Raw genomic sequence first — 14758 nt, forward strand, 5'->3', positions numbered from 1 at the left:
CCTCATCCTGAGGCGTTAGCCGATTGAAAATCGGCTGACCTCGAAGGAGGCTCCAGAAGTCTCAGGGCGAACTGGAGTCCTCCTTCGAGGTCAGTCCATCATCGATGGACTGACACCTCAGGATGAGGTCGGCGGGTGGGAATGGCAGTGGGCTCGGTTGCCTGAAGCGCGAGCCCACTCCGAACCGCTCAGGCCACCGCCTTCTGCGCGCCGGTCTGGACGTGGAAGTCCGGCCCGTTGCCGGTCTTCGCCACGTAGCCGGCCCGGATCACGAAGTCGCCGAAGCGCTCGCCCTGGGTCCGGTCCTTGGCGTAGGCCGCGAAGAGCGGGTCGAGCTTGGGGCGGATGTCGGCGGCCGTGACGTCCTCGGCGTAGAGCTTGCTCAGCCGCGAGCCGTCGAAGGCGGCGCCGAGATAGAGGTTGTAGCGCTCGGGGCCGCGGCCGACGAGGCCGATCTCGGCGATGAACGGCCGGGCGCAGCCGTTCGGGCAGCCGGTCATCCGGATGGTGATGTCGTCCTCCGCGAGGCCGTGGGAGGCCAGACTCTCCTCCAGCTCGTCGATCAGGCTCGGCAGGTAGCGCTCGCTCTCGGCCAGCGCCAAGCCGCAGGTCGGCAGCGCCACGCAGGCGAGGCTGTTGCGGCGCAAGGCCCCCGCGCCGGTGGTGAGGCCGTATTCCTGCACCAGCGCGTCGATCTCCGCCTTCTTGTCCGCCGGGACGTTGGCGATGATGACGTTCTGGTTGCCGGTGAGGCGGAAATCGCCCTGGTGCACCTCGGCGATGCGGCGCAGGCCGGCCAGGAATTGCGGCCCGCCCTCGACGTCCTTGATCCTGCCCGACGGCACGTAGAGCGTCAGGTGGTGCTTGCCGTCGTCGCCCGCGACCCAGCCGTAGCGATCGCCGTTGCCCGTGAAGGTGAAGGGCTTCGGATCCTGGAAGGCGCGGCCGACGCGCTTCTCGACCTCGGCCCGGAAGGCCTTCAGGCCGTAGCGCTCGATCGTGTACTTCAGGCGGGCGTTCTTGCGGACGTTGCGGTTGCCCCAGTCGCGCTGGACGGTCATCACCGCCTCGGCGACCTTGAGGGCGTATTCCGGCTCGGAAAAGAGCATCACGTCGGCGGTGCGCGGGAAGGTGTCGGTCTCGCCGTGGGTCATGCCCATGCCACCGCCGACGGTCACGTTCCAGCCCGTCACCTTGCCCTCCTTGTCGAGGATCGCGATGAAGCCGAGGTCGTGGGCGTAGACATCGACCTCGTTAGAGGGCGGCACCGCCACGATGGTCTTGAACTTCCGTGGCAGGTAGGTCTTGCCGTAGACAGGCTCGACCTCGCCCGCATCCTCGCCCCCGACCACGCGCTCGCCGTCGAGCCAGATCTCGCGCCAGGCATTGGTCTTCGGCAGGAGGCTGTCGGAGATGTCCTTGGCCAGCGTGTAGGCCGCCTCGTGGGCGCCCTTCTGGGCCGGGTTCGTCGCCGCCATCACGTTGCGGTTGACGTCGCCGCAGGCCGCGATCGTGTCGAGCAAGGCCGCATCGATCGCCGCCATCGTGCGCTTGAGGTTCGACTTGATGACGCCGTGATACTGGAAGGTCTGGCGCGTCGTCGCCCGCAGGGTGCCGTTGGCGTAGGTGCGGGCGATCTCGTCGAGGATCAGCCACTGCTTCGGGGTCACGACGCCGCCGGCGATGCGCAGGCGGATCATGAAGGAATACGCCTTGTCGAGCTTCTTCCTGGTCCGCTCGGCGCGCAGGTCGCGGTCGTCCTGCAGGTACATCCCGTGGAACTTCACGAGCTGCCCGTCATCGTCGGAGATCGCGCCGGTGGCGTTCTTCAACAGCCCCTCGGCGAGGGTGCCGCGCAGGTAGCCGCTGGCGATCTTGATGTGCTCGTTGGCCGAGAGCTTGGCGGCGCGCGCCGCTTCCGCCTCGGTGATCGGGCGCTCGGTCGGCGGCGTCTCGTAGACGCGCTCGGCGGGGGAGAGGTCGGCGGTCTTGTGGTCGGCCATGGGGTGTGTCCGTTCGGGCGCCGGATGCGGCGCGTAATCTACCGGCATCTCCGGCGCGTGACAGCGCCGAATGAGACGCGGGAACCCCTCTCCCGTGTGGGAGAGGGGGGACAGTGCTAGTACACGTCCTGCTGGTAGCGGTGGCTGCGCTCCAGGCCGGCCACGGCAGCCTCGGCGGCAGCCGCATCCAGACCCTTCACATCCGCGAAAGCCTTCACCAACGCGGCCCGCACGTCCTTGGCCATCGCCTTGGCGTCGCCGCAGACGTAGAAATGGGCGCCGCCGTCGAGCCAGGACACCAGCTCGCGCCGCTGCTCCCAGATCCGGTCCTGGACGTAGACCTTCTCGGGCTGGTCGCGCGAGAAGGCGACGTCGATGCGCGCCAGCGACCCGTCCTCCAGGGCTTCCTGCCATTCGAGCTGGTACAGGAAGTCGTGGGTGAAATGGCGGTCGCCGAAGAACAGCCAGTTCTTGCCCGGCGCCTCGGTGGCGCGGCGCTCCTGCACGAAGGCGCGGAACGGCGCGACGCCGGTGCCGGGGCCGACCATGATGATGTCGGTGGCCGGGTTCGACGGCAGGCGGAAATGCTTGTTGGGCTTCACCCGCACCTTGAGCTTGGCGCCGTTGCGGATGCGGTCCGCGACATGGACCGAGGCGACGCCGGTGCGCGCCCGGTCGTGGGTGGTGTAGCGCACCGCCGCGATGGTCAGGTGGGCCTCGTCGCCGACCTCGGCCCGCGAGGAGGCGATCGAGTAGGCCCGCGGCGGCAGCGGCCGGGTGATGTCGGTGAGGTGTTGCGCGGAGAGCTTCGCCGGATAGGTCTCGATCAGGTCGATGAGGTGCCGGCCCTCGATCCAGGCCCGGACCTCGTTCGACTCGATCAGGCGGCGCGCCTCGTCGTGGCCGGTGGCCTTGACGAAGCGCTCGACGGTGGCGGCCGACAGGGTGGTGATGTCGCGCTCGGCCAATAGGGCCTGGCGCAGCACCGAATCGCCCTCGAGACCGGCGGCCTTGAGGATCTGGTCGACCAGAGTCGGGTCGTTCTCGGGGTAGAGTTCGAGGGAGTCGCCGGGCTCGTAGGCCGGGGCGCCATCCTCGAAGGCCAGCGCGAGGTGGATCGTCTCCTTGTCGGAGCGCGACGAGTTCAGGTTGACGTGCTCGATCACCTCGACGGTGACCGGCTCGCGGCTGACCTCGACCTCCTCGTCGGCGCCGGCGGCGCGGGCGAAGTCGACCGCCACGACGTTGCCGGCGGGCTCGGCCGGCGCGAGCGCCTTGAGGGCGTCCTTGATCCAGGCGGCGGCCGGCTTGTCGAAGTCGAGGTCGCAGTCGACCCGCGGCAGCACGCGCTTGGCGCCGAGCGCCTCGAAGCGCTCGTCGAGGCGCTTTCCGATGGCGCAGAACTCGGCATACGAGGTGTCGCCCAGCGCCAGCACGCCGAACTCGACCCCGTCGAGGCGCGGCGCGCCCTCGCCCATGATCTCGCCGTAGGTCCGCACGGCCCGGGCCGGCGGCTCGCCCTCGCCCCAGGTGGCGGCAATGACGACGACGCGCTTCTCCTTGGCCAGAGCCGCCACGTCGAGATCGGCGAAATCGACGACCTTCGGCTTGAAGCCGGACTTGCGCGCGAGCTTGGAGACGTCGCCGGCGAGCTTCTCGGAGTTGCCCGACTCGCTGGCGAACAGGATCGTCAGCGGCTCGGCGGCCCGGGGCGGCGCGACCGGGGCGGGCGCCTCGGCGGTGGCGGCGCCGCCAGCGGCGTCGAGCCCGGCGAGGAAGCCGGCGAGCCACGCCCGCTGCAGGGCGGTGGTGGAGCCGAGGGCGGCATCGAGATGGGCCCGCTCGGCGTCGCCGAAGGGAGCCGTGCGGGGAAGAAGCGCGGGGCGAGACATGCCCGCACAGATGTGCCCGCGCCGCCCCGGAGTCAACCGAAATGTTCTTTTTGAAGAACGCGTCCGCGGGAGATCGTCGTTATCGTCCGTGGGCGCCAAAAGAGAATATTATTTCCCGCCCGCCGCGACCGGCTGCACGTACGGCGCCGTCGGCAGCGGCAGGGCGGTGGTGCTCTTCACCTTCTCCATGGCGAACCGGGAGGTGACGTTCTTCAGGGGCAGCCCGGCGATGAGGCGCTTGTAGAAGGCGTCGTAGGCCTGCATGTCCGCTACCACGACGCGGAGCATGTAGTCCACGTCGCCGGCCATGCGGTAGAATTCCAGCACCTCGGGCATTCCCGCGACGGTGGCGGCGAAGCGCTCCAGCCACTCGCGCGAGTGGTCGCTGGTCTCGATCGAGACGAAGACCGTGAGGCCCAGGCCGAGCTTGACCGGGTCTAGCACCGCCACCCGGCGGTCGATCACCCCGTCCGCCTCGAGGCGCTGGATGCGCTTCCAGCACGGGGTCTGCGACAGGCCGACGCGCTCCCCGATCTGGGCGATCGACAGCGTCGCGTCGTTCTGGAGCAGGGCGAGGATCTTCAGATCGATGGCATCCACTGCGCGGCTCCGGTTTTGGAGAAGAATCTTTCAAGACTGACCCGAGGGAAGGGAACGGATTTTCCGCCGGGATCGTTGCCGAGGCTGCAATGTCGGCCGGATGCGGTGGTGAGGGATCGAAATTCCCCGAAAAACACCGGGACCGCATTCCAGCCATGCCTTGACAGTGTTCGGTATAGCGAACAGTTACCCCCTCACACAAGCAGCCAATCCCGGGCTCTCCATGACCCTCTCCCTCGACCACGCGGCGCAAAGCGCCCTGGCGGACGACCTGGCGGCGCGCCTGCGTCCCCTCGCCCTGTCGGAGCGCCTCGCGCTGATCGACGCGACAGTGGGCGGCCGCCTGGTCTTCACCACGAGCTTCGGCCTGGAGGACCAGGCGCTGACCCACGCCTTGCGCATGGCGAAGTCCCGCGCCGAGATCGTCACCCTCGATACCGGCCGGCTCTTCCCCGAGACCTACGACACCTGGGCTGAGACGGAGGCCGCCTACGGCTTCCGCATCCGCGCCTACGCGCCGGAGCGCGAGGCGGAGGAAAGCTTCGTCGCGGAATCCGGCATCAACGGCTTTCGCCACTCGGTCGCGGCGCGCCAGGCCTGCTGCGGCTTCCGCAAGGTCGAGCCGCTGGGCCGCGCGCTCGCCGGGGCCGCCGGCTGGCTCACCGGCCTGCGCGCCGGCCAGTCGGCCAACCGGGCCGAGACGCCGCTCGCCGAGGCCGACCCCGTCCGCGGCCTGATCAAGCTGAACCCGATCGCCGACTGGACCCGCGAGGCGCTGGCCGAGCTGATCCGGCAGAATTACGTGCCCTACAACGTGCTTCACGACCGCGGCTTCCCGTCGATCGGCTGCGCGCCCTGTACCCGCTCGGTGAAGGTCGGCGAGCCCGAGCGCGCCGGCCGCTGGTGGTGGGAGCAGGCGGGCAAGCAGGAATGCGGCCTCCACGTCGCGGGTGCGCCCGGCAGCGAGATCAAGCCCGGTCGAGAGCCCGCCGCCTTCGAGCCGGCACAGTCTTCAGAGACGTCTTCGAAAACATCCAACCCGGAGCTGGCCGCATGAGTGCCGCCCTCAAAGTCCGCACCGACGGGCTCGACCGCCTGACCCACCTCCAGCGCCTGGAGGCCGAGAGCATCCACATCATGCGGGAGACGGTCGCCGAGACCGAGAATCCGGTGATGCTGTACTCGATCGGCAAGGATTCCTCGGTCCTGCTGCACCTGGCGCTCAAGGCCTTCGCGCCCGGCCGCCTGTCGTTCCCGCTGCTGCACGTCGACACGACCTGGAAGTTCCGCGAGATGATCGCGTTCCGCGATCGTCGCGCCAAGGAGCTCGGCCTCGACCTCCTGGTCCACACCAACCCGGACGGGCTCGCCCGCGGCATCGGGCCGGTGAGCCACGGCTCCGAGGTCCATACCGACGTGATGAAGACCCAGGCCCTGCGCCAGGCCCTCGACAAGCACAAGTTCGACGCGGCCTTCGGCGGCGCGCGGCGCGACGAGGAGGCCTCGCGGGCCAAGGAGCGCATCGTGTCCTTGCGCACCGCGCAGCACCGCTGGGACCCCAAGCGCCAGCGCGCCGAGCCCTGGCACCTCTACAACATGAAGAAGCAGCGCGGCGAGTCGTTGCGGGTCTTCCCGCTGTCGAACTGGACCGAGCTCGATATCTGGCTCTACATCGAGCAGGAGAACATCCCGATCGTCCCGCTCTATTACGCGGCCGAGCGCCCGGTGGTGAGCCGCGACGGGCAGCTGATCATGGTCGACGACGAGCGGCTGCCGCTGAATCCCGGCGAGACGCCGGAGATGCGGCTCGTGCGGTTCCGCACGCTCGGCTGCTACCCGCTGACCGGGGCGGTGGAGAGCGACGCCGCGACCCTCCCGGAGATCATCGGCGAGACGCTGGCCGCCCGCACCTCCGAGCGGCAGGGCCGGGTGATCGACAAGGACGGCGCCGGCGCCATGGAGCGCAAGAAGCAGGAAGGCTACTTCTGATGACCGTGCACCAATCCACCCGCGCCTTCGGCTACGAGGCCTTCCTCGCCGCCCACCAGCGCAAGGAAGTGCTGCGGTTCATCACCTGCGGCTCCGTCGACGACGGCAAGTCGACCCTGATCGGGCGACTCCTGCACGACACCAAGCAGATCTTCGACGATCAGGTGAGCGCGCTCGAGCGCGACTCGCGCCGCCACGGCACGCGGGGCGGGGAGCTCGACCTCGCGCTCCTCGTCGACGGCCTCCAGGCCGAGCGCGAGCAGGGCATCACCATCGACGTCGCCTACCGGTTCTTCTCGACCGAGCGGCGCTCGTTCATCGTCGCCGACACCCCCGGCCACGTCCAGTACACCCGCAACATGGCGACCGGCGCCTCGACCGCCGAGGTCGCGGTGCTGCTGGTCGATGCCCGCAAGGGGCTGAGCCCGCAGACGAAGCGCCACGCGCTGCTGGTCTCGATGCTCGGCATCCGCCGCGTCGTGCTCGCCGTCAACAAGATGGACCTGATCGGCTGGTCCGAAAGTCGGTTCGAGGCGATCGTCGCCGAGTTCCAGGCCTTCGCCAAGGACCTGCGCTTCACCGACGTCACCGGCATCCCGCTCTCGGCGGCGAACGGCGACAACGTCGTGCTGCCGGGCACCGCCGCCCCCTGGTACACCGGTGCGCCGCTGCTCCAGTACCTCGAAGAGGTGCCCGCGCACGTCGAGGAGGAGGCCGCTCCCTTCCGCATGGCGGTGCAGTGGGTCAACCGGCCGAATTCCGACTTCCGCGGTTTCTCCGGCCTGATCGCCTCGGGTGCGGTCGCGGTCGGCGACGCCGTGGTGGTGGCGCCCGCCGGCACCCCGTCCACGGTGGCCCGCATCTACACCTATGACGGCGACCTGGAGCGGGCCATCGCCGGCCAGTCGGTGACCCTGGTGCTCGCCGACGAGGTCGATGCCTCGCGCGGCAGCGTCATCACAGCGGCCGCGCAGCCGCCGATCGTCAGCGACCGGCTCGAGGTCCGGCTGTTCTGGGCGAACGAGGCCGAGCTGACGCCGGGCGCCACCTACCTCGCGAAGGTCGGCACCGTGACGGCGAATGCCGTGGTCGAGGCCGTGCGCGCGCGCATCGACACCGAGACCGGGCAGGGCGTGCCGGCCGACGCTTTGAGCGCCAACGACATCGGCGACGTGACGCTCAGCCTCGACCGCAAGGTCGCGGTCGACGCCTATCGCCAGAACCGCGACACCGGCAGCCTGATCCTGATCGACCGGGCCACCACCGACACCGCGGCCCTCGGCCTCGTCCAGGCTCTGCCGGTCGCTCCGCAAGGCGGCGCGAGGACCGATGCCAAGGCCGAGCCGAAGACCGAACCGACGACCGGGGCGGCGCCCGCCGGCGGCGGTCTGCTCGGCTCCCTGAAGCGACTGTTCCGGGGTTCGTCGCTCGCGCTCGTCGCCGGGGCCTCGCTCCTGGCGTTCGCCGGGGCGCCCGCCCCGGTCGAGGCGCAGACGCTGCTCAACGTCTCGTACGACCCGACCCGGGAGCTGTACCGGGCGATCGACGCGGCCTTCGCCAAGGAGTGGAAGGCCAAGACCGGCGAGACCGTGACGGTGCGCGCCTCGCATGGCGGGTCTGGCGCCCAGGCCCGCTCGGTCATCGACGGGCTGCCGGCCGACGTGGTGACGCTGGCGCTCGCCAGCGACATCGACGCCATCGCGGCCCGCTCGAAGAAGCTGCCGGCCGACTGGCAGACGCGCCTGCCCAACAACTCGACGCCCTACACCTCGACCATCGTGTTCCTGGTCCGCAAGGGCAACCCGAAGGGCGTCAAGGACTGGGACGACCTGGTGAAACCGGGGATCCAGGTCATCACCCCGAACCCGAAGACCTCGGGCGGCGCGCGCTGGAACTACCTCGGCGCCTACGCCTACGCCCTCGCCAAGAACGGCAACGACGAGGCCAAGGCGAAGGACTTCGTCACCGCCCTGTTCAAGAACGTGCCGGTGCTCGACACCGGCGCGCGCGGAGCCACCACCACCTTCGTGCAGCGGGGCCTCGGCGACGTGCTGATCGCCTGGGAGAACGAGGCGTTCCTGGCCGACGAGGAATTCGGCAAGGGCAAGTTCGACATCGTCGTGCCGTCGCTCTCGATCCTGGCCGAGCCGCCGGTGGCCTTGATCGACGCCAACGTCGACCAGAAGGGCACCCGCAAGCAGGCCGAGGCCTACCTGCAGTTCCTCTACACGCCGGAAGCGCAGAAGATCATCGCCAAGAACTTCTACCGCCCGCGCGACGAGGCGGCAGCGGACAAGGCCGACCTCGCCCGCTTCCCCAAGCTGAAGCTCGTCACCATCGACGACACCTTCGGCGGCTGGGCCAAGGCCCAGAAGACCCACTTCGACGACGGCGGCGTGTTCGACGCCATCCTGAAGTCCCGCCAATGAGCGACGCCGCGGCCCTGCCCGCGGGCCGGGCCGCGGCCCGACCCCGCTTCCGGCGCCCGACTGCGATCCCGGGCTTCCGCCTGACCTTCGGGATCACGCTCACCTACCTGACCCTGCTCGTCCTGTTGCCGCTCGCGGTGCTGCTGCTGCGCGCCGCCAGCGTCGGCCCGGCCGGCCTGTGGGCCTTGATCACCGATGCCCGCAACCTCGCGGCGCTCAAGACCTCGTTCGGCCTGTCGCTCGCGGCCGCCGCGATCGACGCGGTGTTCGGGCTGCTGATCGCCTGGGTGCTGACCCGCTACCGGTTTCCCGGCCGCCGCCTGATCGACGCGCTCGTCGACCTGCCCTTCGCGCTGCCCACCGCCGTGGCCGGCATCGCGCTCGCCAGCCTCTACGCGCCGAACGGCTGGCTCGGCGAGCCGCTGATGGCTCTCGGCATCAAGGTCGCCTACACGCCGCTCGGCATCCTGGTGGCGCTGGTCTTCGTCGGCCTGCCGTTCTGCGTCCGCACGGTGCAGCCGCTGGTCGCCGAGATCGACAAGTCGAGCGAGGAGGCGGCCGCGATCCTCGGCGCCTCGCGGTTCCGGGCGCTGGTCACGGTGATCCTGCCGCCCCTGATCCCCGCGATGCTGACGGGCTTCGCGCTGGCCTTCGCCCGGGCCGTCGGCGAGTACGGCTCGGTGATCTTCGTCGCCGGCAACCTGCCCTACGTCTCCGAGATCGCCCCGCTCCTGATCGTGATCAAGCTGGAAGAATTCAACTACGCGGGCGCCACCGCCATCGCCGCCGTGATGCTGCTGATGTCCTTCACCGCGCTCCTCGCCATCAACCTCTTGCAGGATTTCAGCCGCCGCAGGTTCGGGCATGTCTGAGACCATCGTTCCCTCCATCGCCCCCCCGGCCCGCCCCGCCGCCCGCGGGGCCCACGCCGCGCTGACCGAGCCGCGCCCGGTCCGCATCGCGCTGACGCTGCTGGCGGTCGCGTTCCTGGCCCTCTTCCTGCTGCTGCCGCTCGCCGTCGTCTTCGTCGAGGCGCTGAGCAAGGGGGTGGGGGCCTATCTCGACACCTTCGCGGAGCCCGACGCGCTGGCGGCGATCCGCCTGACGCTCCTCGTCGCGGTGATCGCGGTGCCGCTCAACGTGGTGTTCGGCCTGTGCGCCTCCTGGGCCATCGCCAAGTTCGACTTCCGCGGCCGCAACCTGCTGATCACCCTCATCGACCTGCCGTTCTCGGTCTCCCCGGTGGTGGCGGGCCTGATCTACGTCCTGATCTTCGGGGCGCAGGGACTGTTCGGCCCGTTCCTGCAGCGCCACGGGATCGAGATCATCTTCGCGGTGCCGGGCATCGTGCTCGCCACGGTGTTCGTCACCTTCCCGTTCGTGGCCCGCGAGCTGATCCCCTTGATGCAGGACCAGGGCACCACCGACGAGGAAGCCGCGTTGACCCTCGGCGCCAGCCCGTGGCGGGTGTTCCGCACCGTGACGCTGCCCAACGTGCGCTGGGCGCTGCTCTACGGGGTGCTGCTCTGCAACGCCCGGGCGATGGGCGAGTTCGGGGCCGTGTCGGTCGTGTCGGGTCGCATCCGGGGGCTCACCAACACCATGCCGCTGCACGTCGAGATCCTGTACAACGAGTACAATTACGTGGCGGCGTTCGGGATCGCCTCGCTGCTGGCGCTCCTCGCGCTCGTCACCCTGGCGGGCAAGTCTTTCCTCGAATGGCGCCACGCCGATGCGCTGGCCGGACGCGGAGCCCACTGAGATGACCGCAGGTTTCGCGCCCACCGCCCTCTCCCTGCGCCGCGAGGCGTCCGCCCGCCCGGTCGAGGCGGCCTCCGCCGAGCGCCTGCGCCAGGCCGGCACGGCGGTCCGGGTCGACGGCATCGTCAAGCGCTATGGCGGCGCCGGCCCGGCGGCGCTCGAAGGTGTCAGCCTGGCGATCGAGCCGGGCGAGCTTCTGGCCCTGCTCGGCCCCTCGGGCTCGGGGAAGACGACGCTCCTGCGCGTCATCGCCGGGCTCGAGATCCCGGACGGCGGCAAGGTGTTCTTCGGCCAGCAGGACACCACCGACCTGCCCGTGCAGCGCCGCGGCGTCGGCTTCGTGTTCCAGCACTACGCCCTGTTCCGCCACCTGACGGTGTTCGAGAACATCGCCTACGGGTTGCGCTCGCGCCCCCGGGCGCAGCGCCCGCGGGAGGACGAGATCCGCCGTCGGGTCGAGCGCCTGCTGGAGCTGGTGCAGCTCCCCGACCTCGCGAAGCGCTTCCCGGGCCAGCTGTCGGGCGGCCAGCGCCAGCGGGTGGCGCTCGCCCGCGCGCTCGCCGTCGAGCCCTCGGTGCTGCTCCTCGACGAGCCGTTCGGGGCGCTGGACGCCCAGGTGCGCAAGGACCTGCGGCGCTGGCTGCGGGAGATCCACCGCGAGACCGGCCAGACCACGATCTTCGTCACCCACGACCAGGACGAGGCGCTGGAACTCGCCGACCGGATCGCGATCCTCAACAAGGGCCGCATCGAGCAGGTCGGTGCCCCCCACGAGGTGCAGGACCACCCCGCCTCGCGCTTCGTGATGTCCTTCGTCGGCGAGACCGCCCGCCTGCCCGCGGAGGTCGTCGACGGCCACGTCCGCGTCGCCGGGCACCCGGTGATCGCCGCGCAGTCCGGCTGGCCGCACGGCCCGGTCGATCTGTGCCTACGGCCCTGGGACCTCACGGTCGGGCAGGGCGCCGGCACGCTGCCCGGCACCGTGCGCGAGTGGCGCCGCACCGGGCGGGGCACCGTGGCGGAGATCCAGCTCGACGGCGCCGAGGCCCCGGTCGAGGTCAAGGTGACGGAGGTCTACGCCCCGGGCGACCGGGTGGCGCTGGCGGTGGGCGCCGCGCGGGTTTTTCCGCGCGGCTAGAGCATTTTCCGACGAAGCGGATGCCGGTTCGTCGAAGAAAATGCAGCAAAATCAGAAGCCTAGAGAGCTTCGCGATTGCAAGGCGATCGTGAAGCGCTCTAGGTCGAGGCCGGGTGACGGCGGACGCGGCCCGCGCTCACCCGGTCTCGCCGCCCCGCGCGACGAGGCCGAAGCGCAGGATCTCGCCGGCGACGTGGTCGAGGCCGACGACCTTCTCGGCCGCGCCGCGCTCGATCGCCTCTTTCGGCATCCCGAACACCACCGAGCTCGCCTCGTCCTGCGCGATCGTCCGGGCGCCGGCCCGGCGCATCTCCAGGAGGCCGGCGGCGCCGTCGTCGCCCATGCCGGTCATGATGATGCCGAGCGCGTTGCCGCCCGCGGCCTGCGCGGCGGAGCGAAACAGCACGTCGACCGAGGGACGGTGGCGCGAGACCGGCGGGCCGTCCTTGATCGCGACATGGTAGCGGCCGCCCGAGCGCTGTAGCAGCATGTGGCGGGCGCCCGGCGCGACCAGCGCGAGGCCCGGCCGCACCACGTCGCCGTCCTCCGCCTCCTTGACGGCGATGGCGCAGAGCCCATCGAGCCGGCGCGCGAAGGCGGCGGTGAAATGCTCGGGCATGTGCTGGACGATCAGGATGCCGGGGCAGTCCGGCGGCAGCGGCTGGAGCACGTTGCGCAGCGATTCCGTGCCGCCGGTCGAGACGCCGATGCAGACCACAGGCTCGGTCGCCACCACCGGACGGCGGCCGGCCACCGGGGGCAGCATCGCGTCGGCGGTGAGCTTGGCCTCGACCGGGCGGGGCCGCCCGGCGCTCCGGGGCTTCGCCCGGGCGGCGGCCCGCACGGCGTCGCAGACGCGCCGGGAGGAATCGATCAGCGCCTGGCGGGTGTCGACCCGGGGCTTGGGCAGAACCGCGACCGCGCCGGCCTCCATCACCTCGGCGACGAGCTGCGAGCCCGGCTCGGCCAGCCCCGAGCAGACGATCACGGGGATCGGCTTCTGCGCCATGATCTTGCGCAGGAAGGTGAGCCCGTCCATCCGCGGCATCTCGAGGTCGAGGAGGATCACGTCCGGCAGATCGTCGCGGATGCGCCGCGCCGCCGCGAACGGATCGGCGGCGGTGGCGAGCACCGCGATGTCCGGCGCCTCGCCCAGGATGCCGGCGAGCGTCTGGCGCACCGAGGCCGAATCGTCGACGATCAGGACCCGGATCGGGTCGCGGGCGCTCACCGGCCGCTGCCTTCGGGACGGCGGAAGATCGACGAGGTCTCCTGGACCACCCCGGCGGCGCCGACCCCCGCCATCGATTCCGAATGGCCGACCACCAGGAAGCCCCCCGGGGCGAGGTGCCGGGCCAGGTGCTCGACGACCTTCTTCTGCGTCGGCTTGTCGAAGTAGATCAGCACGTTGCGGCAGAAGATGACGTGCACGCCCGAATCGACGGGATAGCGGTCGTCCATCAGGTTGAGGTGCTGGAACCGGACCTGGCGGCGCAATTCGGGGACGATGCGGCCCTCGCGGCGGGCCGGGTCGCGGGCCTCCATGACGTAGCGGCGGCGGAACTCGGGCGGCACCGGCGCCAGCATGTCGGTGGCGTAGATCCCCCGCGCCGCGACGGCGAGCACCTGGGTCGAGATGTCGGTGCCCAGGATGCCGTAGGACATCTCGTGGCCGGCCCGCACCATGTCGTCGAGGACCATCGCCAAGGTGTAGGCCTCGGCCCCGATCGAGGCCGCGGCGCTCCACACCTTCAGCCGCAGCGGCCGGCCGCGGCCGCGCGCGGCGAGCCGCGGCACCGCCTCGTCGCGTAGGAAGTCGAAGTGGCTCGGCTCGCGGAAGAAGTCGGTCTTGTTGGTGGTCACGCAGTCGATCAGATGCGTGAGTTCCTGGGAGAGGAAGCCCTCCTCGAACAGCAGCCGCCCGTAGGCGTCGAGCCCGTCGAGGTCGAGGGCGCGGACGCGCTTGCGCAGGCGGCCCTCGACCATCGTGCGCTTGACCGCGGGAAGCTGGATGCCGACCCGCTCCTCGATCAGCGCGGCGATCGAGCGGTAATGGCCGTCCTGCAGAACGGAGCCGATCTCAGGCTGCATCGCGGAGCGCCGGGGCGTCGCCCGCCATCAGGCGCGCGAGGTCGAAGACCACCACGAAGGCCTCGCCCTTGCGGCCGATGCCGGCGATGTAGTCGGCGCGCCAGCGCCCGCCGACCTCCGGGGCGTCCTCCATCCGGCCGGGATCGAGGGCGGTGACCTCGAAGACCCGGTCGGCGACGACGCCGATCCCGGCGGGTCGGCCGTTCACCGTCACGTCGAGCAGGATGATCCGCGTCGCCGCGGTCGGCTCCACGGGGGCGAGCCCGAGCTTGGTGCGCAGGTCGATCACCGGATAGCTGCGGCCGCGCACGTCGATCATGCCGAGGAGGAAGGACGGGGCCTGCGGCAGGGCCGAGACCGGCCGGTGGTCGAGGATCTCCTGCACGTGGGCGATCGGGATCCCGAAGGTCTCGCGGTCGAGCCCGAGGGTGAGGTACTGCGCGGTGGCGTGGGACATCCGGGGCCGCTCCGGCGGGAAGGGGACGGAGCCGTCGACGGGCCCCGTGATGGGAGGGAAAGGGGGCCGGCATCGGCCCCCTCAGGGTCAGGCGCTGCGCTTGAACGCGGCGTCGTCCTCGTCCTCGCCCATGTCGAAGGCGAAGCCGCCGCTGCGCGGCAGGGCCGGGCGACCGGCGGGCGCCTTGGCCACCGGCTTGGATGCGACCTTCGGGGCGGCCTTCGCGGCCACCTTGACCGGAGCCGCCATCCGGGCCGCCGTGCGCTGCAGCTGGCCGATGCCCGCCTCCATCTCCGCCCCGGACTCGCCGATGCGGAAATACGCGATCGTCGCCTGAAGCTGCTCGGCCTGCGCCGCCAGTTCCTCCGACGTCGCCGACACCTGCTCGGACGCCGACG

Annotated in this window: 12 protein-coding genes and 2 pseudogenes; 7 read left to right on the plus strand and 7 right to left on the minus strand. The window is 70.7% G+C overall.

Going from position 1 to position 14758, the window contains the following annotated elements; translation table 11 throughout:
• Nucleotides 1-188: 188 nt before the first annotated feature.
• The 3 genes from BMX97_RS08035 to BMX97_RS08045 form a co-directional block, all read right to left on the minus strand.
• Nucleotides 189-2003: an NADPH-dependent assimilatory sulfite reductase hemoprotein subunit gene (locus tag BMX97_RS08035; protein WP_091747761.1), complete on the minus strand. Its 1815-nt coding sequence runs from the start codon at nt 2001-2003 to the stop codon at nt 189-191.
• A gap of 116 nt (nt 2004-2119) precedes the next feature.
• On the minus strand, nt 2120-3895 hold the full coding sequence (locus BMX97_RS08040; RefSeq protein WP_091747765.1) for a diflavin oxidoreductase: 1776 nt from the start codon (nt 3893-3895) through the stop codon (nt 2120-2122).
• A 108-nt stretch (nt 3896-4003) separates the two neighbouring features.
• Nucleotides 4004-4495: an Lrp/AsnC family transcriptional regulator gene (locus tag BMX97_RS08045; protein WP_091747768.1), complete on the minus strand. Its 492-nt coding sequence runs from the start codon at nt 4493-4495 to the stop codon at nt 4004-4006.
• Nucleotides 4496-4718: 223 nt separating this feature from the next.
• On the opposite strand from BMX97_RS08045, the gene BMX97_RS08050 reads away from it, so the two are divergent.
• From BMX97_RS08050 to BMX97_RS08075, 7 genes and pseudogenes are all read left to right on the plus strand, one after another.
• Nucleotides 4719-5552, plus strand: a complete 834-nt coding sequence (locus BMX97_RS08050; protein ID WP_091747771.1) for a phosphoadenylyl-sulfate reductase — start codon at nt 4719-4721, stop codon at nt 5550-5552.
• The gene (gene cysD, locus BMX97_RS08055; protein ID WP_091747775.1) at nt 5549-6484 is read left to right on the plus strand and encodes a sulfate adenylyltransferase subunit CysD; all 936 of its coding nucleotides are present in this window, start codon (nt 5549-5551) and stop codon (nt 6482-6484) included. The genes BMX97_RS08050 and cysD overlap by 4 nt, the downstream gene beginning before the upstream one ends.
• A pseudogene (gene cysN / locus BMX97_RS33575) lies at nt 6484-7905 on the plus strand (sulfate adenylyltransferase subunit CysN); the annotation flags it as partial. The gene cysD and the pseudogene cysN, both read left to right, overlap by 1 nt.
• Before the next feature lie 33 nt (nt 7906-7938).
• Nucleotides 7939-8913 (plus strand): sulfate ABC transporter substrate-binding protein, encoded by a 975-nt coding sequence (locus BMX97_RS33580; RefSeq protein ID WP_244538339.1) that lies wholly within the window; start codon nt 7939-7941, stop codon nt 8911-8913.
• Complete coding sequence (gene cysT / locus BMX97_RS08065; protein WP_091747781.1) at nt 8910-9785, plus strand: sulfate ABC transporter permease subunit CysT; 876 nt, start codon at nt 8910-8912, stop codon at nt 9783-9785. The genes BMX97_RS33580 and cysT overlap by 4 nt, the downstream gene beginning before the upstream one ends.
• Complete coding sequence (cysW, locus tag BMX97_RS08070; protein ID WP_091747784.1) at nt 9778-10674, plus strand: sulfate ABC transporter permease subunit CysW; 897 nt, start codon at nt 9778-9780, stop codon at nt 10672-10674. Before cysT ends, cysW begins: the two co-directional genes overlap by 8 nt.
• 1 nt (nt 10675) lies before the next feature.
• Entirely contained in the window at nt 10676-11812 is a 1137-nt protein-coding gene (locus tag BMX97_RS08075) for a sulfate/molybdate ABC transporter ATP-binding protein (RefSeq protein WP_091747787.1), read from the plus strand.
• A 136-nt stretch (nt 11813-11948) separates the two neighbouring features.
• Here the strand turns inward: BMX97_RS08075 and BMX97_RS08080 are convergent, their stop codons facing one another.
• The 4 genes and pseudogenes from BMX97_RS08080 to BMX97_RS32715 form a co-directional block, all read right to left on the minus strand.
• Nucleotides 11949-13043 carry a protein-glutamate methylesterase/protein-glutamine glutaminase gene (locus BMX97_RS08080; protein WP_091747790.1) on the minus strand — a complete coding sequence of 365 codons (1095 nt, stop codon included), beginning with the start codon at nt 13041-13043 and terminating at the stop codon, nt 11949-11951.
• Nucleotides 13040-13903, minus strand: a complete 864-nt coding sequence (locus BMX97_RS08085) for a CheR family methyltransferase (RefSeq protein ID WP_091747793.1) — start codon at nt 13901-13903, stop codon at nt 13040-13042. The genes BMX97_RS08080 and BMX97_RS08085 overlap by 4 nt, the downstream gene beginning before the upstream one ends.
• The gene (locus tag BMX97_RS08090; RefSeq protein ID WP_091747796.1) at nt 13893-14360 is read right to left on the minus strand and encodes a chemotaxis protein CheW; all 468 of its coding nucleotides are present in this window, start codon (nt 14358-14360) and stop codon (nt 13893-13895) included. The genes BMX97_RS08085 and BMX97_RS08090 overlap by 11 nt, the downstream gene beginning before the upstream one ends.
• 87 nt (nt 14361-14447) lie before the next feature.
• Nucleotides 14448-14758 (minus strand): annotated as a pseudogene (locus BMX97_RS32715) (methyl-accepting chemotaxis protein); the annotation flags it as partial.

Source organism: Methylobacterium sp. ap11, assembly GCF_900110515.1.
Taxonomy (GTDB): Bacteria; Pseudomonadota; Alphaproteobacteria; order Rhizobiales; family Beijerinckiaceae; genus Methylobacterium; species Methylobacterium ajmalii.